The following is a 19,317-nucleotide window of genomic DNA, read 5'->3' on the forward strand; positions in this document are numbered from 1 at the left end:
TCACTCCCCGCCCTGAAGGGCGAGGTTTCTCGGAGCAAGTCTGATGAAGGATGGCACCACGGAGCGACTGGAACTCGCCTCCCCTGAACATGCAGTGGGGGCGGCGGAGCGCATGTTCCAGACGCTCCGGGCCGAGCTTGCCGCGATTCTGCCGTCCGATGCTGTCATTGAGCACGTGGGTGCTACGGCGGTCAGCGGATGCCTGACGAAAGGGGACCTCGACATTTCTGTCCAGGTAAGCCCGGAGGCATTTGCGGCAGCGGATCGGGCGTTGTCCAGGGTATTCGAGCGAAACCTGGGGTCGGTATGCACAGACCGCTTTTCCGCCTTCAAACGCGATCACATCCAGCCGCCGATCGGAGTCCAGTTAGTGGTGCGAGGTGCCCCGCTGGATGTATTCGTCCGATTCCGGGACCGTCTGCGGGAGGACCCGAAGCTGACCGAGCGATACAACGCCCTCAAGCGCTCTCATGAAGGCGCGGAAATGAATACGTATCGAGCTGCGAAATCAGCGTTCATTGCCTCGGTATTGGGCCTGCCTGGCGACGAGCCCGGCGCGGAATAGGCGTCTCACTTCGCCTTGTAGTCCGGGAAGAACAACTGTTCTCCCTCCACCTTGTACCCGGCAATCGCGTCCTGCCCTTCCTTTGACGTGATCCACTCCACCAGCTTCATCGCATCCGTATGGTTGATGCCCGGATGCCTGGCGGGGTTGACCGCGATGATCCCGTACGGGTTGAACATCTTCGGGTCGCCTTCGATGGCGATAGCCAGACCGGTCTTGGCGCGATACGCGCCGTAGGTGGCTCGGTCCGACAGCGTATAGGCCGGCATCTGCGCGGCCATGGTCAGCACCTCGCCCATACCCAGGCCGGCGTTGACGTACCACGGCTGCCCCTTGGGCTCGATGCCGAGCTGCTTCCAGTAGTCCTTCTCCATCACGTCGGTGCCGGAATTGTCGCCGCGCGAGATGAACTTGCTGCCGCTGCCGGCGAGCTTGCGAAACCCCGCCAGCACGTCCTTGCCGCCTTTGACACCTGCCGGGTCGCTGGCCGGGCCGACCACGATGAAGTCGTTGTACATCACGTCGCGGCGGTTCACGCCGTAGCCGGCCGCGACAAAAGCGTCTTCCATCTTGCGCGCGTGCACCAGCAGCACGTCGACGTCGCCCATCTCGCCCATCTTCATGGCCTTGCCCGAGCCGACCGCGATCACCTTGACGCTGACGCCTGCCTTTTGCTCGAAGCGCGGCAGCAGGTACTTCAGCAGGCCCGAGTTCTCGGTGCTGGTGGTGGTGGCCAGCTTCAGTTCCCCGCCATGGGCCGCCGACAGCAGGCCTACGCAGGCAATCGCGACGAGATGGCGCACAGGGCGGCGCAGACGTTGGGCAAGGCGAGGCGACATGCAGTGGGCTCCTTTGTATTATGTTCTGTTGGACATAATTGCTTTTGCCTTTGGATCTCATGGAGAATGCGGCAAAAGAACATAAAAATGGGGTATTCATTGTGGTCCAGCCGAGATCGACAAGTAAATATGCTGCGGAGGACATATGACCTTCCGCTTTGATCTGTTTCCCGTGATCGCGCCTGACGACAATCCGCGCGCCAACGGGAAGGTCTTCCAGTTGCTCAAGGCCGTGCGCGAGACCGGCTCGCTGCACCGCGCGGCGCGCGAGATCGGCCTGTCGTACCGGCACGCCTGGGGCGTGATGCGGACCTGGGAGGAAATGCTCGGGCGCAGCATGCTCGATATGGAGCGCGGCCGCGGCGCCTCGCTGACGCGCTTTGGCGAACGCCTGCTGCGCGCCGAACTGCGCCTGCGCGAATCGGTCGAGCCGGTGGTGCAGAAGGCCATGGCGGATTTCATTGCCGAGCTGGACGATGCCCAGCAGCCGCAGTCGCAAGTGCATTTCACCGGCAGCCATGACCCCGCGGTGGAGGTGCTGGCCGCCGCGCTGGGCGAGGCAAGAACTTCGCTGCAGCTCGATACGGTGTTTTGCGGCAGCGTGGAGGGGCTGATCTGCCTGCAGGAGCGGCAGTCGGAATTGGCCGGCTTCTATGTCTCGCCGGTGCAGACCGCGGGCTCGGTCGCGCATGTGACGCTGCGCAAGTGGCTGCGGCCGGCCGCGGTGCGGCTGCTGCGGCTGGCCTGGCGCGAGCAGGGCCTGATCCTGGCGCCGGAGGTGGCGCGCGAGGTGCATGACCTGCGCGACCTGGCGCGCACCCAGGCGCGCTTCGTCAACCGGCAGCGCAGTTCGGGCACGCGCATGCTGTTCGACCAGCTGCTGGCCGCGCAGGGCCTGTACCCGGACCAGATCGCCGGCTACGACGAGACCGAGTTCAGCAACGAGAAGGTGGCCGAGGCCGTGCACGGCGGCCGCGCTCAGGTGGGCTTCGGGCTGCGCATGAATGCCGAGGCCCACGGGCTCGCCTTCGTGCCGCTGACGCGCGAGGCCTACTATCTGGCGCTGCGCAAGAACGACCAGACCGCCGGCTGGATGGCAGCGCTGCTGGCGCTGCTGGCCGACCCGGCCTTTGCCCGACGCATCGAGGCGCTGCCCGGCTACACCATGGCCGAGCCGGCCGGCATCCTGACGCCGCAGGAGGCGTTGCCGTGGTTCGGGCCGGACGGCAAGGAAGACAACTGAGGGCGAGCCAGGCGGCATGACGCCGACGGGCGCGCGGCTGCGCGGCCCGGTCCGTATTACACTCCCTGCCAGGCGCGCCGTGGTTTGCATCGGCTTGCGCCAGACTCTTGCAAGGAGCGCCATGCTGGAAACCGCCGCGCTGGCCGCGGGCATGTCCTGGGCCAGCGGCTTTCGCCTCTACCTTGCGGTGCTGGCCGCCGGCGTGCTGGCGCGCCTGGGCTGGCTTGACCTGCCGCCCGGGCTGCAGCCGCTGGAATCCTGGTGGGTCATCGGCGTGGCCGCCGTGCTGGCCGTGGCCGAATTCGTCGCCGACAAGGTGCCCGCATTCGATACCGTCTGGGACGGCATCCATACCTTCATCCGCATTCCCGCGGGCGCGATCCTGGCCGCCGCCGCCTTCGGCCAGCTGGATCCGCAGTGGATGGTGGCGGCAGGGCTGATCGGCGGCACGCTGGCCGGCACCGCGCATGCGGTCAAGGCCGGCACGCGCGCGCTGATCAATGTCTCGCCGGAACCGTTCTCCAATTGGACGGCCTCATTCACGGAAGACGTGACCGCGACCGGCAGCCTGCTGCTGGCGTTTTTCCTGCCGGTGGTGTTCCTGGTGCTGCTGGTGGTCTTCCTGCTGGTGTCGGTGTGGCTGCTGCCGAAATTGTGGCGCGGCGTGCGCCGGCTGCATGCGAGCCTGCGCGGCAGGACTGAGCGGCCTGGCACACCCCGCTAGCTTCCCGGCAATTCCTGCTTTGCTTTCGACTGACCCGAGGCGCGCCGCCGCCAGAAACCAGGAACCAAACCAACCGATGCCTCCCGAGTCCGCCATCGAAGCCCCGGCCACGGCCGCCAACCCCGCGGGCACGCGCCCCGCGCACGGCGGCCGCTTCTCCGCCTGGCGCCAGGCGCTGCGCATGGCGCGGCGCGACTGGATTGCCGGCGAGCTCTACTTGCTGCTTTTTGCGCTGGTGCTGGCCGTGGCCGCGCTGACCAGCGTGGGCTTCATGGCCGACCGCATGCGGCTGGGCCTGGAGCGCGACGCGCGCCAGATGATCGCGTCCGACGTGCTGCTGGTGGCTGACCAGCCCTTCGATGCCGCCTTTGCGCAGCGTGCGCAAGCGGCCGGGCTGGCCGTGGCGCAGACCGTCACCTTCCCGAGCATGGCTACCGCCAATGGCAAGGCGCCGTCCGGCGGTGACGCCCCCAGCCAGCTGGCCGCGCTCAAGGCGGTGACCGACGGCTACCCGCTGCGGGGCAAGCTCAAGGTGGCCAGTGCGGCGGGGGCACCGGATGCGCCCGCCGAAGGCATTCCCGCGCCGGGCACCGTTTGGGTCGACGAGGCGCTGCTGGGCGCACTGGGGGTTGCCGTGGGCGACACCCTGCAACTGGGCAGCCGCAGCTTCCGCATCGACCGCATCATCACGCAGGAGCTTGATCGCGGCACCGGCTTTATGAACTTCGCGCCGCGCGTGCTGATGCCGCTGTCAGACCTGGACAGCACCGGGCTGATCGGCTGGGGCAGCCGCGTGACCTACCGGCTGCTGGTGGCCGGCCCCGACGCCGCCGGCGCTGCCTTTCAGAAATGGGCGCAGGACGAGATCGGTCGCCGCAAGCTGCGCAATACCCGGGTCGAGTCGCTGGAATCGGGCCAACCACAGATGCGCGCCACGCTGGACCGCGCCGAGCGCTTCCTGTCGCTGGTGGCGGTGCTGTCGTCGATGATCGCGGCGGTGGCCATTGCCATGTCGGCGCGCCGCTATATGCAGCGCCACACCGATGCCTGCGCGGTCTACAAGTGCCTGGGGCTGTCGCGCGGGCAGATCCTGCGCACCTTCGGCCTGGAGTTCCTGGTGGTGGGGGCGGCGGGCGCGCTCGTCGGGGTGCTGCTCGGGTACCTGGCGCACTATGGCCTGCTGCTGTCGCTGGGCGGGCTGCTGCGGGTGTCGCTGCCGCAGCCGTCGTTGCTGCCGGCACTGGTGGGCGTGCTGGCCGGGCTGGTGCTGCTGGCCGGGTTTGCGCTGCCGCCGCTGCTGGCGCTGACACGGGTGGCGCCGCTGCGGGTGCTGCGCCGCGATATCGGGCTGCCGCCGGTGTCGGCCTGGGTGGCCTATGCGCTGGGCCTGGGCGCCTTTGTCGCGCTGCTGCTGGTGGCGGCGCGCGACCTGCGGCTGGGGCTGACCACGGCGGGCGGCTTTGTCGCCGCGGGCGTGGTCTTCGCGGTGCTGGCGCTGGGGCTACTGACGCTGCTGTCGCGCCTGCTGCGGGGGCGCCTGCGCGGGCGCGCGGCGATGGGCTGGCGCTTTGCGCTGGCGGTGCTGGAACGTCGCCGGGCGGTCACGGTGCTGCAGACCGTGGCGCTGGCGGTGGGGCTGATGGCGCTGCTGCTGCTCGGCATGACCCGCAACGACCTGGTCGATTCTTGGCGCAAAGCCACGCCGGCTGATGCGCCCAACCGCTTCATCATCAATATCCAGCCGGACCAGCGCGAGCCGCTGCGCCAGATGCTGGCCGGCGCCGGCATCAACGACCTGCTCTACCCGATGGTGCGCGGGCGCCTGACCCATATCGGCGAGCGCGCCATCCGCGGCGACAGCTTCGAGGACGGGCGCGCGCGCAACCTGGTCGAGCGCGAATTCAACCTGTCCTATACCGATGCGCTGCCCGAGGGCAACCGCGTGATTGCCGGGCGCTGGTCCAACGGCCCGGACGCCGGCGCTTCGGTGGAAGAGGGCATCGCCAAGACGCTAGGCATCCGGCTTGGCGACACGCTGCGCTTTGACGTGGCCGGCCAGGCGGTGCAGGCCCGCGTGACCTCGCTGCGCAAGCTGGACTGGGGCTCGATGCGCGTCAATTTCTTCGTGATCCTGCCGCCGCAGGCGATGCAGGGGCTGCCGGAGACCTACATCACGTCGTTCCACCTGCCGCCCGCCAGCGCGGCGCTGGGCAACCGGCTGATCGCGGCCTTCCCCAACATCACCGTGGTCAATACCGACCTGATCCTGCGCCAGATCCAGGACATCCTGGACCAGGTGATCGCGGCGGTGGAGTTCCTCTTTGTGTTCACGCTGGCCGCCGGCGTGACCGTGCTGTACGCGGCGCTGTCCGGCGCGCGTGACGAGCGCATGCGCGACGCGGGCCTGCTCAAGGCGCTGGGCGCCTCGGCCGCGCTGGTGCGCCAGACCCAGTACGCCGAGTTCCTGGTGGTGGGCGGCCTGGCCGGATTCCTGGCCAGCCTGGGCGCGATCGCGGTGGGCTGGGGCCTGTCGCAGTTCGTCTTCGATTTCCCGTACCGCTTCAATGCCTGGATCGTGCCGGTGGGCGTGGTTTCTGGCATGCTGTGCGCTTTTGCCGGCGGCTGGCTGGGCCTGCGCGAAGTGCTGCGCCAGCCCGCGCTGGCGACTTTGCGTGATGCCTGAGTGGCTACGCTGTTTGAGTGTGTGATGAGTACTGAATCCAACGACAAGCCCGGCACGGCCGAGGTGACTGCATTTGAACTGGTGGGCGGCGAAGCGCGCGTGCGCGAGCTGGTCGACCGCTTCTACGACCTGATGGACCTGGAGACCCAGTTCGCCGGGCTGCGCGCGCTGCACCCGCCCTCGCTGGAGGGCTCGCGCGACAAGCTGTTCTGGTTCCTGTGCGGCTGGCTGGGCGGCCCCAACCACTTTATCGAGCGCTTCGGCCATCCGCGCCTGCGCGCGCGCCATATGCCGTTCGAGATCGGCGTGAGCGAGCGCGACCAGTGGATGCGCTGCATGGCGCTGGCGATGCAGGATATCGGCCTGTCCGAAGACCTGCAGCTGCGCCTGATGCAGGCCTTCTTCCAGACCGCCGACTGGATGCGCAACGTGGCGCGCTGAGGCGCCGCTGCTCCTTTCCTTCCACCGAAAGGTTTTCCAGCCCATGACAGACCAACTGCCTGAAGACGCCCTGCGCTTGCTCGATTTCTGGTTCGGACAGCCCGGTTCCGCCGCCTGGAATACCGAGCGCCCGCAATGGTTCACCAAGTCGGACACATTCGATGCGCAGATCCGCACGAACTTCCTGTCCGACTGGCAGGTCGCCTGCGACGGGGCCCCGGACGACTGGTCGGTCACGCCCGAAGGCGCCTGCGCGCGCGTGGTGCTGCTGGACCAGTTCCCGCGCAACATGTTCCGCAACGATCCGCGCAGCTTTGGCAGCGATGCGCTGGCGCTGGCACTGGCCAGGCGCATCGTCGCCACCGGCATGGACCGCAAGCTGCCGACGGACTACCACCGCATGTTCTGCTACATGCCGTTCGAGCATTCCGAGGCGCTGGAGGACCAGGATGAGGCGGTGCGCCTGATGACGCAGCTGCGCGAGGCCAGCGGCGGGGTGGTGGATGTGGTGGAGTGGGCCGGGAAGCACCGCGCGATCATCGCGCGCTTTGGCCGCTTCCCGCACCGCAATGCGGTGCTGGGCAGGCAGAGCACTGAGCAGGAACTGGCGTTCCTGCGGCAGCCGGGCTCGTCGTTCTGAACCAGGCCGGCAGCAGGGGCGCGCTCAGGTCTTGTCGCGCGCCTCTTGCCACTTGTCGACGCGCACGCGCGGCGCGGCCGCCAACTGGCCGAGCAGGCCGGCGGGCGTGTCTGCCACATGCAGCAGGTCGGCATGCACCTGCTTCATGAAGCCTTCCTGCACCGCGTGCGCAAGGAAACCCAGCAGGCCGTCGTAGAACCCGGCGACATTCAGCAGGCCCACCGGCTTGTCGTGGTAGCCCAGCTGCAGCCAGGTGAAAGTCTCGAACAGCTCTTCGAAGGTGCCCACGCCGCCCGGCATGGCGATAAAGGCATCGGCACGGTCGGCCATCATCTGCTTGCGCTCGTGCATGTTGCGCACCACGTGCAGCTCGGTCAGGCCGCGGTGGCCGACTTCCTTCTGCATCAGCGCGTCGGGGATGATGCCGATGGCGCTGCCGCCGTGTTCCATCACGGCGTCGGCGACGATGCCCATCAGGCCCACCTTGCCGCCGCCGTACACCAGCGCCAGGCCGCTTTCGGCCAGGGTGCGGCCGAGCAGGCGCGCGCCTTCGGCGTATTCAGGACGGTTGCCGGGGCTGGACCCGCAATACACGCAGACAGATTTCACTTTGCTTCCTTTGCCGCGTCGGCTGCGGCCTTGGCTGCCGCGTAGTCGCGCGCCAGCTGGTCGAATGCATCCCGGGCCCGGCCGCGCAGGTAGGGCGCCAGGATCGAGAAGATGTGGTAGCTCGATCCGTGCAGGTAACCGCGGATCTGCTCGGGGTCGTTGTACTGGCGCGGATGCTGCACGAACTGGAACGACAGCCAGTAGGTGGCGATCACCACCATGTTGGTGCAGATGGCCTCGACCTGATCGGGCGTGGCTTCCATCTCGCCGTCTTCGATGAACTGCCGGCAGATCTCGTGCGCAAAGCGCTTCTTCTGCTCGACGATGCGCTTGAAGTTGGTCTCCAGCATCCGGTTGCGCGCCAGCAGGTCGTTGATGTCGCGGTACAGGAAGCGGTAGTTCCACAGGAACTCGGACATGTACTGCAGGTAGCCCCAGCTTTCGTCCAGCGTGGCCTTGTGGTCGTCCGGCATCTTCAGGCGCCGCTCCATCTCCTGCTCGAAGCGCACGAAGATGGAGTTGATGATGTCGTCCTTGTTGCGGAAGTGGTAGTAGAGATTGCCGGGGCTGATCTCCATGGCTTCCGCAATCGTCGTGGTGGTGACGTTGGGTTCGCCGACTTCGTTGAACAGGCGCAGCGAGACGTCGAGGATGCGGTCCCTGGTGCGGCGGGGGCCGGTTTGCGGTTTCGGTTCCATGGGCGTCCGGGCGATCGGTGCGATCGGTAAGTCGGGGGGCAGGGTAGCGATTATAAGCAATCGGCCCGGCCACCCCGTCCGGCATCCCCGGCGAGTGACGGATCAGCCCGCCAGCGTCCGCACCCAGTGCACCACGTGCGGCCCGGCGATGGCGGCCCAGGTGCCGCCGCACAGCACCAGCGCCAGCATCACCGCGGCGCTGCCGAAATCCTTGGCGCGCTTGGACAGGCTGTGCCGCTCCAGCGAAATGCGGTCGATCGCCGCCTCGACGCTGGAGTTGAGCAGCTCCACGATCAGCACCACCAGCAGCGTGGCCAGCAGCAGGATGCGCTCGACCACCCCCACCGGCAGCAGGAACGCCCACGGCGCCAGGATTGCCACCAGCGTCAGCTCCTGGCGGAATGCGCTTTCCTCGAGCACCGCATAGCGCAGGCCCGACAGCGAATTGATGGCCGCATGCCAGGCGCGCGTCAGGCCGCGATTGCCCTTGTGGGGATTCTGCTCGATCGAATACTCAGCGCTCTGGACTGCCTGCGGCGGCCTCTGCAGAGGCGGGTCGGACGGCAGTTCCGGATGGGGTTTGGACATGGTTTTGCGGGGCGGATTGGGCCGCTGCGCTGTCCCGGCCTGGATTGCCGGGAGCGAACGGCCGAAGATGGGCCAGGAACTGCTCGGAGGCGGCGCGCCAGGAGAACCGCTCGGCGTGGGCACGGGCCGTGGCGCGGTCGATGCGCAGCGCTTCCAGGCAGGCTTCGCGCAGGTCTTCGTGCATCACGCCGGCGGGGCTGTCGCCCAGCACATCGATCGGGCCGGTGACCGGATAGGCGGCCACGGGCAGCCCGCTGGCCAGCGCTTCCAGCAGCACCAGCCCGAAGGTGTCGGTGCGGCTCGGGAACACGAACACATCAGCCGAAGCATACACCCGGGCCAGTTCGGGCTGGCTCAGCACGCCCAGGTAGTTGGCGCCCGGATAGCGCGCGCGCAGCCCCGACAGCGCCGGGCCGTCGCCGACCACCCACTTGGAGCCGGGCAGGTCCAGCGCCAGGAAGGCCTCGACGTTCTTTTCCACCGCCACGCGGCCCACGTAGAGGAAGATCGGGTGGGCGGTGTTGAGCACATTGGGACGCTGCAGCGTGAACACGTCTAGGTCCACGCCGCGCGTCCACAGCACGGCGTTGGTGATGCCATAGTGCCGCAGGTCGTCCAGCACCACCGGGGTGGGCGCCATCACCGCCCGGGCCGGGCCGTGGAACCAGCGCAGGAAGCGGTACGTCCATGCCAGCGGGATGCCGAAGCGTGCCTGCACGTATTCCGGAAAGCGCGTGTGGTAGGCCGTGGTGAAGGGCAGCCGGCGGCGGATCGCGTGGCGCCGCGCGGCCAGGCCCAGCGGCCCTTCGGTGGCGATATGCAGGGCGTCCGGAGCGAAGGCTTCGATGCGGCGCTGCACGCGCGCCGCCGGCAACAGCGACAGGCGGATCTCGGGGTAGGTCGGGCACGGCACGGTGCGGAATTCCAGCGGCGTGATCATGTCGACCGTGTGGCCCATGGCCTCCAGTTCGCGACGGGTGGACTTGAGCGTGCGCACCACGCCGTTGACCTGCGGTTCCCAGGCATCGGTGACGATCAGGATCTTCATGCAGCCTCCTCGGGCGCGGTGGAAGGGCAATGCGGATGGGGCAAAGGGTGGCAGGCCGGAATCAGCCCGCCACAGCGGCGCGGCGACGGCGGCGCGTGGCCGGGGCCGGCGCGTCCAGCAGCGTGGTCCAGTAGACGATCTTCAGCTCGCCTTCGATGGTCTCGACGAGCGCCGACAGGCTTTCGACCCAGTCGCCGTCGTTGCAGTAGAGCTGGCCGTTGACCTCGCGGATCTCGGCCTTGTGGATATGGCCGCAGACCACGCCGTCGCAGCCGCGGCGGCGCGCTTCATCGACCATCGCGCTCTCGAAGGCGCCGATGTAGTTGACCGCGTTCTTGACCTGGTGCTTGAGGAACTGCGACAGCGACCAGTACGGGAAGCCCAGGCGCGCGCGCAGCCGGTTGAAGTGGCGGTTCAACGCCAGGATCACCGTGTACAGCGAATCGCCCAGGTAGGCCAGCCAGCGCGCGTGCTGCACCACGCCGTCGAACAGGTCGCCGTGCACCACCCACAGCCGGCGCCCGGTGGCGGTGACGTGCACCGCTTCTTCGCGCACGGTGATGTCGCCGAAGGCCATGCCGTCGAACTGGCGCGCGGCCTCGTCGTGGTTGCCGGGCACGTAGATCACTTCAGTGCCCTTGCGCGCCTTGCGCAGCAGCTTCTGCACCACGTCGTTGTGGCTTTGCGGCCAGTACCAGCCGCGGCGCAGCTGCCAGCCGTCGATGATGTCGCCGACCAGGTAGAGCTGCTCGGACTCGTTGTGCTTGAGGAAGTCCAGCAGGTAGTTGGCCTGGCATCCGGGCGTGCCCAGGTGGATGTCCGACAGCCAGATGGCGCGGTAGCGCTGGATCGGGTGCGGCTCGGGCGGGTAGGTCTGCTGCTGTTCGCGCTGGGGCGCCAGCGCGGCGGCATCGAGGGCCGGCGCCATGAAGGCGGTCAGCGGCGCGGCGCTGTCGCTCTCAGGGCTGCGGCGCAGCCATTGCGTCAGTTGCGCGGTCTTCGACAGATACCCGCGGGCAGATCGGATTGCTTGCACCATGGCAGTCCCGGTTGCGGCGATGGCTGCATTCAGCCAGCCTGCGATGACGGTGCCGTGACGGAAACATGACTGACATATGAATCGTGGCGGAAGTGGAACAGCCCGGGCTAGTGTCAGTGCCCGCGGGCGGACAGCTCTGCGAGGGCGTCGAGTACCGCACGCACGGCCGCGGGATGGCGCAGCAGCGTGACGTGGCCAATGCCGGCCAGCGGGATATGCCCGGCGCCGTCGAGCCAGCCGGTGCAGGGCGGCCCGGCGATCGAGTCATGCCAGCTGAAGATCGAGATCATGCGCGCGCGGCGGCGCGGGGTTTCCGCGGCGGCGAGCGCGCGCAGCCAGGCGCTGCCGCAACGCATCTGGCGCGCATTGGGGCCGCCGCCAAAGCGCGCCAGCGCGCTGCCGTGGTGGGGGCTGCCCAGCGTCACCACGCCGGCGCAGACGTCTTCGTCGCCCGCCAGCTGCAGCGCGGCGCGCGCGGCCAGGCCGCCCATGCTGTGGCAGACCAGCAGCGGCGGGCGCCCGGCTTCGGCTGTGATGCGCCGCATGGCGGCCAGCAGCGCGCGTGCGTAGTCGTCGATATCGCCGAACACCGGCTTGAGCTCGATCCCTTCGCAGCGGTAGCCGGCGGCGGCCAGCGCCGGCTGCATGTCGAGCCAGATGGCCTGCCCGCAGGCGTAGCCATGCACCAGCAGCACCGGCGGGGCGTCGCGGCCAGGCAGGGCGTCAAGCGGTGCGGCAAAGGGTGCGTGCGCGCGGAATGGCTGCAGCCAGTCGAACATGCGCAGCACGGCCACGCACTCGGCCGCAAAGCAGCGCAACGCCTCAGGCAGGCGCAGCGGCCGGCGCGTGGCGGCGAGTTCAACCGGTGGTGCGGGCGGGTGATTGCCGCGCCCGACCCACAGGCCGCGCCCGCTCAGGGCGAAAGCGAAGGCAATGCCGCAGGCGAAGCTGCCGAGGATGGCCGCCACGCCGGCGGCGACCGCGCCGGGCCATGGCCAGCCGCCCAGCCGCACCAGCCCGGCGGCGATGCCCAGCGCGGCGGCTGCCTGCAAGGTCACCGCAAGGCGGCGGATGCCGGCAGCCGACAGGCTCATGGCTTGGGCGGGCGCAGGTCGGTCAGCCGCGTGCCGGCCAGGCGGTCGTGCAGGAACTGGCGGCGCGGATCCAGCCACGCCAGCAGGACCCAGACCAGCAGGCCGGCGCACAGCACCCCTACGAACGGCCCCTTGACCAGCCCCAGCAGATGGCCGACCGCCGCCGATGGCGGCAGCCACAGCCATGCCAGCACGTAGCGCAGCGCCGCCTGTGGCCAGCGCGGCGGCACGCCGGCAGCGTTTTCGACGCGCATGCGCCAGGTCTGCATGGCCAGGGTCTGGCCGTTGCGTTGCCAGAACCAGGTGAAATACAGGCCCATCACCAGGAAGCTCCACACCTGGATCACGAGCGGCCCGTCCACGCCAAGCTTCTGCAGCAGCGGCCGCACCAGCAGGTAGGCCGCGGTCGAGGCGCTCAGCACGCCGAACAGCAGCACGCCTTCATAGAGCATGCAGGCGATGCGGCGGCGCAAGGGCGGGGCGGCGGGGCGGGCGGCTGCGGCGTGCTTGGGATCGAGGGTGGCAGCGGGCATGGAAGGCGAAGAAAGCTGGGCTGGCGCACGGGGGCATGGTGGTGCTGGCGCTGGTCAGTCGGGGCCGGCCTTGCTTCGCTGGCCGGCGTGAGACGGCCATTATGCCAAATGACTTGGGGATTACTGGCGCATGGTGGGGTCAGAAGCCGCGGCTGCCGCTTCGGTGGCGACCTCGGCTGCGGAGGCGGGCACGCCGAGCGCCGCAGGCGCCGAGGCGGCCGGGGCCGGGGCGGCGGTCACGGCAGCGGGCGCGGAGGCAGGTTGCGCCTGGGCTTCGCTGGCGGGCTTGCCGGCAGTGTGGCCACTGTGGCCCGCTGCGGCGCTGGCCGTTTTCGGCTCGCGGTGGAGCTGGCGGCTGGTGTCGCTGGGCAGGCGCTTGCCGCTGGGCAGCGCACTGACAGCGCCAGGCCGGCGCGGCACGTGATCGGTGGCGGCCAGCTTCTTTTTCTGCTCTTCAGGCAGCTGCTGGTACTTGTCCCAGGCCTCGGCCTTTTTCTCGGCCGGCAGCGAGCGGGTGATCTGGTAGTTCTCGCGCGCCAGCCGGCGTTGTTGCGGGGTCATCTTGACCCATTCCGACATGCGCGCCTGCAGCCGGGCCTGCTCGGCCGGGGAGAACTTCGGGTAGCGCTCGGCGATGCGCAGCCATTTGTGGCGGTTCAGCTCCGGCAGGCTGTCCCACAGCGGCTGCAGCGGGGCCAGGATGCGCTGGTTGACCGGGCTCAGGTCGGCCCAGGCTGGCCGGGCATTGGTTGCCTGCGCGGCGGCAGGCGCTGTCACCGCGGAAGCCCCCTGCGCATGCGCCGCGGGCGGCAGCAGGCCCCAGCAGGCGGCTGCGCCGGCGCCGGCCAGCAGCGCGGCCAGCCGGCGGCGCAAGGCGTCGGGGTGGAACATTGCGCGCGCCATGCTATTGCCCGCGCTTCAGGAATACGTGGAAGCCCTCGTCGGCGTAGGCCGTGGGCGGCAGGTCGTCGAGCAGCATGGCGGCGTCGATATCGGCCAGTTCCTCGATGCGCTTCTGCTCCTGCCAGTGATAGATGCCCATCAGGCCGGCGGCCAGCGCCACCAGCGTCCAGATCAGGCTAAGGCGGCGCAGCCAGGCGCCGGCACGGTGCAGCGGCGAGCTGTCTTCATCGAACAGCGGGGCGTGCATGCCAGGCATGGCCAGCTGCGGGACCAGCACGGGTGCCTCGGCCTTCTTGCGGGCGACCGCCATCCGGCGCGCAGCGGCGAGCCGTTCGGTGATGTCGGTCGGCAGGTCGTCGGTGCCGGCATCAAGTGCCGCCCGAATCTCATGGGCAAACCGGCGTTCGTGGATTTCTTTGTCGTTTCTGCTCATAGTCGGACCCCCCGTGCGCGCAGGGCCTGCGCAAGGGTATGCGTGGCACGGGAACAGTGCGTCTTGACGCTGCCTTCGGAGCAGCCCATTACGGCGGCGGTTTCGGCGACGTCCATATCTTCCCAGTAACGCATCAGGAACGCCTCGCGTTGACGCGTCGGCAGGCGCTGGATTTCCTGCTCGATGATATGCATGACCTGGGCGCGCTCGACCTTGTCGGCGCTGCTTTCGGCCGATTCAGAGCCGGCCTGTGCCTCCAGCGTCTCCAGCAGGTCATTGTCGTCGCCGTCGCGGTCGGTGCGCAGGCTGGAAAACAGCGAGACCCAGGTGTTGCGCACCTTCTGGCGGCGGAACCAGTCGTGGATAGTGTTCTGCAGGATGCGCTGGAACAGCGGCGCCAGCTCGGCGGCGCCTTTGTCGCCGTACTTCTCGGCCAGCTTGATCATGGCGTCCTGGACAATATCCAGCGCGGCCTCGTCGTCGCGGACCGCAAATACGGCCTGCTTGAAGGCGCGGCGCTCGACGCTGGTAAGAAAATCGGACAGTTCCTGGTCGGTGGCCATTCAGGCGGTTGCGGCTCGTTGCTGCGGGACAAATGCCCGGTTCTGGTGAATGTGCTGCGTACGGCCCGTGGCGCATTCAATGTGCTGCGATGCTAGCAAAAAAACGACCCCCTGTACCACCTTGTATTGCAGCAAATACATTGAGGCGCGCAAAAGACCCGCCGCAACTCCGGAAAATCCCTTACGCGCAGGCCAAAAACAACCGTAGACCGCGCTGGTGCATTGCAGTATCATCGCCGGTTCACACGACATCAGTGGTTGTCTCATCCGGCCGCTTATGAGGCGGTCTTCCATGCAGACGCGCAACGCTTGAACCCGTGCCACAAGCCCGGCAGAGAGCATCCAAACAATTTTTTGCCGAAAATTGCAAAGGACTGAAATGAACATGCCCAGCGCGGAATTCTCCCACGCAGACAGCAATTCATCTGCCGCACCCGAAATGATCGGGGCGGAGATTCTCGTTCACGCACTTGCCGAAGAAGGCGTCGAGTACGTCTGGGGCTACCCCGGCGGCGCAGTGCTGTATATCTACGACGAGCTCCACAAGCAAACCAAGTTCGAGCACATCCTGGTGCGCCACGAGCAGGCCGCGGTCCATGCCGCAGACGGCTATGCACGGGCAACCGGCAAGGTGGGCGTGGCGCTGGTGACCTCCGGTCCCGGCGTGACCAATGCCGTCACCGGCATTGCCACCGCGTACCTTGACTCGATCCCGATGGTGGTGATCACCGGCAACGTGCCGACCCACGCCATTGGCCAGGACGCCTTCCAGGAGTGCGACACCGTCGGCATTACCCGCCCGATCGTCAAGCACAACTTCCTGGTGAAGGACGTGCGCGACCTCGCCGCGACCATCAAGAAGGCGTTCTTCATTGCCTCGACCGGCCGTCCGGGCCCGGTGGTGGTGGACATCCCCAAGGATGTCTCGCGCAATGCCTGCAAGTACGAGTACCCCAAGTCGATCGACATGCGCTCGTACAACCCGGTGAACAAGGGTCACTCGGGCCAGATCCGCAAGGCCGTGGCGCTGCTGCAGGGCGCCGAGCGTCCGTACATCTACAGCGGCGGCGGCGTGGTGCTGGCCAATGCCAGCGATGAGCTGCGCCAGCTGGCGGCGCTGACCGGCCACCCGGTGACCAACACGCTGATGGGCCTGGGCGCGTTCCCCGGCACCAGCAAGCAGTTCGTCGGCATGCTTGGCATGCACGGCACGTATGAAGCCAATATGGCCATGCAGAACTGCGACGTGCTGATCGCCATCGGTGCCCGTTTCGACGACCGCGTGATCGGCAACCCGGCGCACTTCACCTCGCAGGCGCGCAAGATCATCCATATCGATATCGACCCGTCGTCGATCTCGAAGCGCGTCAAGGTCGACATCCCCATCGTCGGCAACGTCAAGGACGTGCTGCAGGAACTGATCGCCCAGATCAAGGCCAGCGACGTCAAGCCCAAGCGCGAGGCGCTTGCCAAATGGTGGGAGCAGATCGAGCAATGGCGCTCGGTGGACTGCCTGAAGTACGACCGCAGCTCCGAGATCATCAAGCCGCAGTACGTGGTGGAAAAGATCTGGGAACTGACTCACGGCGATGCCTTCATCTGCTCCGATGTCGGCCAGCACCAGATGTGGGCCGCGCAGTTCTACAAGTTCGACGAGCCGCGCCGCTGGATCAACTCCGGCGGCCTGGGCACGATGGGCGTGGGCCTGCCGTACGCAATGGGCATCAAGAAGGCGTTCCCGGAGAAGGAAGTCGTCACCATCACCGGTGAAGGCTCGATCCAGATGTGCATCCAGGAACTGTCGACCTGCCTGCAGTACGACACCCCGGTGAAGATCTGCTCGCTGAACAATGGCTACCTGGGCATGGTGCGCCAGTGGCAGGAGATCGAGTACGACAACCGCTACTCGCACTCCTACATGGACGCGCTGCCCGATTTCGTCAAGCTGGCCGAGGCCTACGGGCACATCGGCATGCGCGTCGAGAAGACGGCCGACGTCGAGCCGGCGCTGCGCGAAGCGTTCCGCCTGAAGGACCGTACCGTGTTCCTGGACTTCCAGACCGATCCCACCGAAAACGTCTGGCCGATGGTCCAGGCGGGCAAGGGCATTTCGGAAATGCTGCTCGGCGCGGAGGACCTGTAATGCGACACATCATTTCGGTCCTGCTGGAAAACGAACCGGGCGCGCTGTCGCGCGTGGTGGGCCTGTTCTCGGCCCGCGGCTATAACATCGAGACGCTGACCGTGGCACCCACCGAGGATGCCTCGCTGTCGCGCATGACCATTGTCACCTCCGGCTCGGATGACGTGATCGAACAGATCACCAAGCACCTGAACCGCCTGGTGGAAGTGGTCAAGGTGGTCGACCTGACCGAAGGCGCGCACATCGAACGCGAGCTGATGCTCGTCAAGGTGCGCGCGGTGGGCAAGGAGCGCGAGGAAATGAAGCGCACCGCCGACATCTTCCGCGGCCGCATCATCGATGTTACCGAGAAGACCTACACCATCGAGCTGACCGGCAATGGCGTCAAGCTCGATGCGTTCCTGGACGCCATCGACCGCACCGCCATCCTGGAGACCGTCCGTACCGGCGGCTCGGGCATCGGCCGCGGCGAGCGCATCCTGAAGGTCTGACCGGGCCCCGGTTCACCCGCACGGCTTCACGCAGTATCCCCGGGGCGGCGCGATCCGGGCGCACACGATGCGTCCGAGGATGCCGCCCCCCTCATACAAAAGACAGAGATTGAAGGAATCATCATGAAAGTGTTTTACGACAAGGACGCCGACCTCTCCCTGATCAAGGGCAAGAACGTCACCATCATCGGCTATGGCTCGCAGGGCCATGCCCACGCGCTGAACCTGAAGGATTCGGGCGTCAATGTGACGGTCGGCCTGCGCAAGAGCGGCGCGTCGTGGAACAAGGCCGTCAACGCCGGCCTGCAAGTGAAGGAAGTGGCCGAGGCCGTCAAGGGTGCGGACGTGGTCATGATCCTGCTGCCGGACGAGCAGATCGCCGACGTGTACAACAACGAAGTGCACGCCAACATCAAGGAAGGCGCAGCGCTGGCCTTTGCCCACGGCTTCAACGTGCACTACGGTGCCGTGATCCCGCGCGCCGACCTGGACGTGATCATGATCGCGCCGAAGGCCCCGGGCCACACCGTGCGCGCCACGTACGCACAAGGCGGCGGCGTGCCGCACCTGATCGCCGTGCACCAGAACAAGTCCGGCGCTGCCCGTGACATCGCGCTGTCGTACGCCACTGCCAACGGCGGCGGCCGTGCCGGCATCATCGAGACCAACTTCCGCGAAGAAACCGAAACCGACCTGTTCGGCGAGCAGGCCGTGCTGTGCGGCGGTACCGTCGAGCTGATCAAGGCTGGCTTCGAAACCCTGGTGGAAGCCGGCTACGCGCCGGAAATGGCCTACTTCGAGTGCCTGCACGAACTGAAGCTGATCGTCGACCTGATCTACGAAGGCGGCATCGCCAACATGAACTACTCGATCTCCAATAACGCGGAATATGGTGAGTACGTCACCGGCCCGCGCGTGGTGACCGAAGAGACCAAGAAGGCGATGAAGCAGTGCCTGACCGACATCCAGACTGGCGAATACGCCAAGAGCTTCCTGCTGGAAAACAAGGCCGGCGCCCCGACGCTGATCTCGCGCCGCCGCCTCACGGCCGAGCACCAGATCGAGGAAGTGGGTGCCAAGCTGCGCGCAATGATGCCGTGGATCGCCAAGAACAAGATGGTCGACCAGTCGAAGAACTAAGCTGCATCGCTGTCTGATGGCCCGCGCCGCACGGCGGCGGGCCGAGGCCGTTCAGCGTTCCGTGCCACGCCCTTCTATCATCAGAGGGGAGGCGCGGGACCTGAACGGCTTTTTGTTATGCTTGTCAGACTTTGGGCAAGGCGTGCATTATCCTGCTCCGCGACCACGGGGCGCCGCCCGATGGTGGCTATCGCCGCCGCCGCGCTGCCTTGCCATGGTCTTGTATCCACCGACACCTGTACTGCATGAACTATCCTCATCCGCTGATCGCCCGTGAAGGCTGGCCATTCCTGGCCGGCGCCTTTGTCATCTCGCTGCTGGTGCACGCCAGCGCGGGCTTCTGGTGGGCGTTGCCGTTGTGGATCATCACGGTATTCGTGCTCCAGTTCTTCCGCGATCCGCCGCGCCCGATCCCGTCGCAGCCCAACGCGGTGCTGGCCCCCGCAGACGGCCGCATCGTCGTGGTCGAGAAGACCCAGGATCCGTACGCCGGCCGCGAGGCGCTGAAGATCAGCGTCTTCATGAACGTCTTCAACGTGCACTCGAACCGTGTCTCGGTCGATGGCGCGGTCGAGAAGGTCGAATATTTCCCCGGCAAGTTCGTCAACGCCGACCTGGACAAGGCCTCGGTCGAGAACGAGCGCAACGCCGTGCTGATCCGGCGTGCTGCGGACGGCCAGCTGGTGACGCTGGTGCAGGTGGCCGGCCTGGTGGCCCGCCGCATCCTGTGCTACACCAAGGTGGGCGACAACCTCTCGCGCGGCCAGCGCTACGGCTTTATCCGCTTCGGCTCGCGCGTGGACGTCTACCTGCCGCTCGATGCGCGCCCGCGCGTGACCATCGGCGAGAAGGTATCGGCCTCGTCGACCATCCTCGCCGAACTCGACGTGAAGTGAGCGA

22 protein-coding genes are annotated in these 19,317 nt (G+C 67.3%); 10 read left to right on the forward strand and 12 right to left on the reverse strand.

What is annotated here, in order from left to right; translation table 11 throughout:
- Positions 1–43: 43 nt before the first annotated feature.
- On the forward strand, positions 44–565 hold the full coding sequence (locus AC3WL8_RS13325; RefSeq protein WP_211980862.1) for a GrpB family protein: 522 nt from the start codon (positions 44–46) through the stop codon (positions 563–565).
- 5 nt (positions 566–570) lie between these two features.
- Here AC3WL8_RS13325 and AC3WL8_RS13330 read toward each other — a convergent pair whose 3' ends face one another.
- Positions 571–1,404, reverse strand: coding sequence for an ABC transporter substrate-binding protein (locus AC3WL8_RS13330; protein WP_211980863.1), 834 nt, complete (start codon positions 1,402–1,404; stop codon positions 571–573).
- A 145-nt stretch (positions 1,405–1,549) separates the two neighbouring features.
- Here AC3WL8_RS13330 and AC3WL8_RS13335 point away from each other — a divergent pair, with 145 nt between their 5' ends.
- From AC3WL8_RS13335 to AC3WL8_RS13355, 5 genes are all read left to right on the forward strand, one after another.
- Complete coding sequence (locus AC3WL8_RS13335) at positions 1,550–2,647, forward strand: substrate-binding domain-containing protein (RefSeq protein ID WP_211980864.1); 1,098 nt, start codon at positions 1,550–1,552, stop codon at positions 2,645–2,647.
- A gap of 121 nt (positions 2,648–2,768) precedes the next feature.
- Positions 2,769–3,371 carry a DUF4126 domain-containing protein gene (locus AC3WL8_RS13340; protein ID WP_013955989.1) on the forward strand — a complete coding sequence of 201 codons (603 nt, stop codon included), beginning with the start codon at positions 2,769–2,771 and terminating at the stop codon, positions 3,369–3,371.
- Positions 3,372–3,447: 76 nt separating this feature from the next.
- Positions 3,448–6,054, forward strand: a complete 2,607-nt coding sequence (locus tag AC3WL8_RS13345; protein ID WP_211980865.1) for an ABC transporter permease — start codon at positions 3,448–3,450, stop codon at positions 6,052–6,054.
- A 24-nt stretch (positions 6,055–6,078) separates the two neighbouring features.
- The gene (locus AC3WL8_RS13350; protein ID WP_010809157.1) at positions 6,079–6,495 is read left to right on the forward strand and encodes a group II truncated hemoglobin; all 417 of its coding nucleotides are present in this window, start codon (positions 6,079–6,081) and stop codon (positions 6,493–6,495) included.
- 43 nt (positions 6,496–6,538) lie between these two features.
- Positions 6,539–7,135 carry a DUF924 family protein gene (locus AC3WL8_RS13355; protein WP_211980866.1) on the forward strand — a complete coding sequence of 199 codons (597 nt, stop codon included), beginning with the start codon at positions 6,539–6,541 and terminating at the stop codon, positions 7,133–7,135.
- 24 nt (positions 7,136–7,159) lie between these two features.
- Here the strand turns inward: AC3WL8_RS13355 and AC3WL8_RS13360 are convergent, their stop codons facing one another.
- From AC3WL8_RS13360 to AC3WL8_RS13410, 11 genes are all read right to left on the reverse strand, one after another.
- Entirely contained in the window at positions 7,160–7,744 is a 585-nt protein-coding gene (locus tag AC3WL8_RS13360) for an LOG family protein (RefSeq protein ID WP_211980867.1), read from the reverse strand.
- Complete coding sequence (locus tag AC3WL8_RS13365; protein ID WP_013955993.1) at positions 7,741–8,442, reverse strand: TetR/AcrR family transcriptional regulator; 702 nt, start codon at positions 8,440–8,442, stop codon at positions 7,741–7,743. The genes AC3WL8_RS13360 and AC3WL8_RS13365 overlap by 4 nt, the downstream gene beginning before the upstream one ends.
- 102 nt (positions 8,443–8,544) lie before the next feature.
- On the reverse strand, positions 8,545–9,030 hold the full coding sequence (locus tag AC3WL8_RS13370; protein WP_153955088.1) for a diacylglycerol kinase: 486 nt from the start codon (positions 9,028–9,030) through the stop codon (positions 8,545–8,547).
- Positions 8,957–10,078 carry a glycosyltransferase family 4 protein gene (locus AC3WL8_RS13375; protein WP_153955089.1) on the reverse strand — a complete coding sequence of 374 codons (1,122 nt, stop codon included), beginning with the start codon at positions 10,076–10,078 and terminating at the stop codon, positions 8,957–8,959. The genes AC3WL8_RS13370 and AC3WL8_RS13375 overlap by 74 nt, the downstream gene beginning before the upstream one ends.
- A 61-nt stretch (positions 10,079–10,139) precedes the next feature.
- Entirely contained in the window at positions 10,140–11,117 is a 978-nt protein-coding gene (locus tag AC3WL8_RS13380) for a UDP-2,3-diacylglucosamine diphosphatase (protein ID WP_153955090.1), read from the reverse strand.
- Between the two features lie 113 nt (positions 11,118–11,230).
- A complete protein-coding gene (locus AC3WL8_RS13385; protein WP_013955997.1) occupies positions 11,231–12,211 on the reverse strand; it encodes an esterase/lipase family protein in 981 nt (326 codons plus the stop codon).
- On the reverse strand, positions 12,208–12,744 hold the full coding sequence (locus AC3WL8_RS13390) for an RDD family protein (protein ID WP_153955091.1): 537 nt from the start codon (positions 12,742–12,744) through the stop codon (positions 12,208–12,210). The genes AC3WL8_RS13385 and AC3WL8_RS13390 overlap by 4 nt, the downstream gene beginning before the upstream one ends.
- Positions 12,745–12,864: 120 nt before the next feature.
- Positions 12,865–13,647, reverse strand: coding sequence for a DUF3106 domain-containing protein (locus AC3WL8_RS13395; protein ID WP_013955999.1), 783 nt, complete (start codon positions 13,645–13,647; stop codon positions 12,865–12,867).
- A gap of 1 nt (position 13,648) precedes the next feature.
- On the reverse strand, positions 13,649–14,080 hold the full coding sequence (locus AC3WL8_RS13400) for a DUF3619 family protein (RefSeq protein WP_013956000.1): 432 nt from the start codon (positions 14,078–14,080) through the stop codon (positions 13,649–13,651).
- Positions 14,077–14,643, reverse strand: a complete 567-nt coding sequence (locus AC3WL8_RS13405; protein WP_013956001.1) for an RNA polymerase sigma factor — start codon at positions 14,641–14,643, stop codon at positions 14,077–14,079. The genes AC3WL8_RS13400 and AC3WL8_RS13405 overlap by 4 nt, the downstream gene beginning before the upstream one ends.
- The gene (locus AC3WL8_RS13410; protein WP_153955092.1) at positions 14,644–15,030 is read right to left on the reverse strand and encodes a hypothetical protein; all 387 of its coding nucleotides are present in this window, start codon (positions 15,028–15,030) and stop codon (positions 14,644–14,646) included.
- Between AC3WL8_RS13410 and AC3WL8_RS13415 the strand changes: the two genes are divergently transcribed.
- The 4 genes from AC3WL8_RS13415 to AC3WL8_RS13430 all read left to right on the forward strand — a co-directional run bounded on the left by AC3WL8_RS13415 (position 15,023) and on the right by AC3WL8_RS13430 (position 19,313).
- Positions 15,023–16,786 (forward strand): acetolactate synthase 3 catalytic subunit, encoded by a 1,764-nt coding sequence (locus AC3WL8_RS13415; protein WP_013956002.1) that lies wholly within the window; start codon positions 15,023–15,025, stop codon positions 16,784–16,786. The two genes, AC3WL8_RS13410 and AC3WL8_RS13415, sit on opposite strands and share 8 nt — an antisense overlap.
- Positions 16,786–17,277, forward strand: coding sequence for an acetolactate synthase small subunit (gene ilvN, locus AC3WL8_RS13420; RefSeq protein ID WP_010809144.1), 492 nt, complete (start codon positions 16,786–16,788; stop codon positions 17,275–17,277). The genes AC3WL8_RS13415 and ilvN overlap by 1 nt, the downstream gene beginning before the upstream one ends.
- A gap of 123 nt (positions 17,278–17,400) precedes the next feature.
- On the forward strand, positions 17,401–18,417 hold the full coding sequence (ilvC, locus tag AC3WL8_RS13425; RefSeq protein ID WP_013956003.1) for a ketol-acid reductoisomerase: 1,017 nt from the start codon (positions 17,401–17,403) through the stop codon (positions 18,415–18,417).
- Between the two features lie 245 nt (positions 18,418–18,662).
- Positions 18,663–19,313, forward strand: coding sequence for a phosphatidylserine decarboxylase (locus AC3WL8_RS13430; protein WP_153955093.1), 651 nt, complete (start codon positions 18,663–18,665; stop codon positions 19,311–19,313).
- Positions 19,314–19,317: the final 4 nt, after the last annotated feature.

The organism is Cupriavidus sp. FW305-F7 (assembly GCF_058782875.1).

Bases quoted from the DNA above. Each gene is read 5' to 3' on its own strand.
- AC3WL8_RS13405 (WP_013956001.1), bottom strand. From the start codon at position 14,643: ATGGCCACCGACCAGGAACTGTCCGATTTTCTTACCAGCGTCGAGCGC.
- AC3WL8_RS13410 (WP_153955092.1), bottom strand. From the start codon at position 15,030: ATGTTCATTTCAGTCCTTTGCAATTTTCGGCAAAAAATTGTTTGGATG.
- AC3WL8_RS13395 (WP_013955999.1), bottom strand. From the start codon at position 13,647: ATGGCGCGCGCAATGTTCCACCCCGACGCCTTGCGCCGCCGGCTGGCC.
- AC3WL8_RS13330 (WP_211980863.1), bottom strand. From the start codon at position 1,404: ATGTCGCCTCGCCTTGCCCAACGTCTGCGCCGCCCTGTGCGCCATCTC.
- AC3WL8_RS13430 (WP_153955093.1), top strand. From the start codon at position 18,663: ATGAACTATCCTCATCCGCTGATCGCCCGTGAAGGCTGGCCATTCCTG.
- AC3WL8_RS13385 (WP_013955997.1), bottom strand. From the start codon at position 12,211: ATGAGCCTGTCGGCTGCCGGCATCCGCCGCCTTGCGGTGACCTTGCAG.
- AC3WL8_RS13400 (WP_013956000.1), bottom strand. From the start codon at position 14,080: ATGAGCAGAAACGACAAAGAAATCCACGAACGCCGGTTTGCCCATGAG.
- ilvC (WP_013956003.1), top strand. From the start codon at position 17,401: ATGAAAGTGTTTTACGACAAGGACGCCGACCTCTCCCTGATCAAGGGC.
- AC3WL8_RS13325 (WP_211980862.1), top strand. From the start codon at position 44: ATGAAGGATGGCACCACGGAGCGACTGGAACTCGCCTCCCCTGAACAT.
- AC3WL8_RS13355 (WP_211980866.1), top strand. From the start codon at position 6,539: ATGACAGACCAACTGCCTGAAGACGCCCTGCGCTTGCTCGATTTCTGG.
- AC3WL8_RS13345 (WP_211980865.1), top strand. From the start codon at position 3,448: ATGCCTCCCGAGTCCGCCATCGAAGCCCCGGCCACGGCCGCCAACCCC.
- AC3WL8_RS13415 (WP_013956002.1), top strand. From the start codon at position 15,023: ATGAACATGCCCAGCGCGGAATTCTCCCACGCAGACAGCAATTCATCT.
- AC3WL8_RS13365 (WP_013955993.1), bottom strand. From the start codon at position 8,442: ATGGAACCGAAACCGCAAACCGGCCCCCGCCGCACCAGGGACCGCATC.
- AC3WL8_RS13375 (WP_153955089.1), bottom strand. From the start codon at position 10,078: ATGAAGATCCTGATCGTCACCGATGCCTGGGAACCGCAGGTCAACGGC.
- AC3WL8_RS13335 (WP_211980864.1), top strand. From the start codon at position 1,550: ATGACCTTCCGCTTTGATCTGTTTCCCGTGATCGCGCCTGACGACAAT.
- AC3WL8_RS13340 (WP_013955989.1), top strand. From the start codon at position 2,769: ATGCTGGAAACCGCCGCGCTGGCCGCGGGCATGTCCTGGGCCAGCGGC.
- AC3WL8_RS13350 (WP_010809157.1), top strand. From the start codon at position 6,079: ATGAGTACTGAATCCAACGACAAGCCCGGCACGGCCGAGGTGACTGCA.
- AC3WL8_RS13380 (WP_153955090.1), bottom strand. From the start codon at position 11,117: ATGGTGCAAGCAATCCGATCTGCCCGCGGGTATCTGTCGAAGACCGCG.
- ilvN (WP_010809144.1), top strand. From the start codon at position 16,786: ATGCGACACATCATTTCGGTCCTGCTGGAAAACGAACCGGGCGCGCTG.
- AC3WL8_RS13390 (WP_153955091.1), bottom strand. From the start codon at position 12,744: ATGCCCGCTGCCACCCTCGATCCCAAGCACGCCGCAGCCGCCCGCCCC.
- AC3WL8_RS13370 (WP_153955088.1), bottom strand. From the start codon at position 9,030: ATGTCCAAACCCCATCCGGAACTGCCGTCCGACCCGCCTCTGCAGAGG.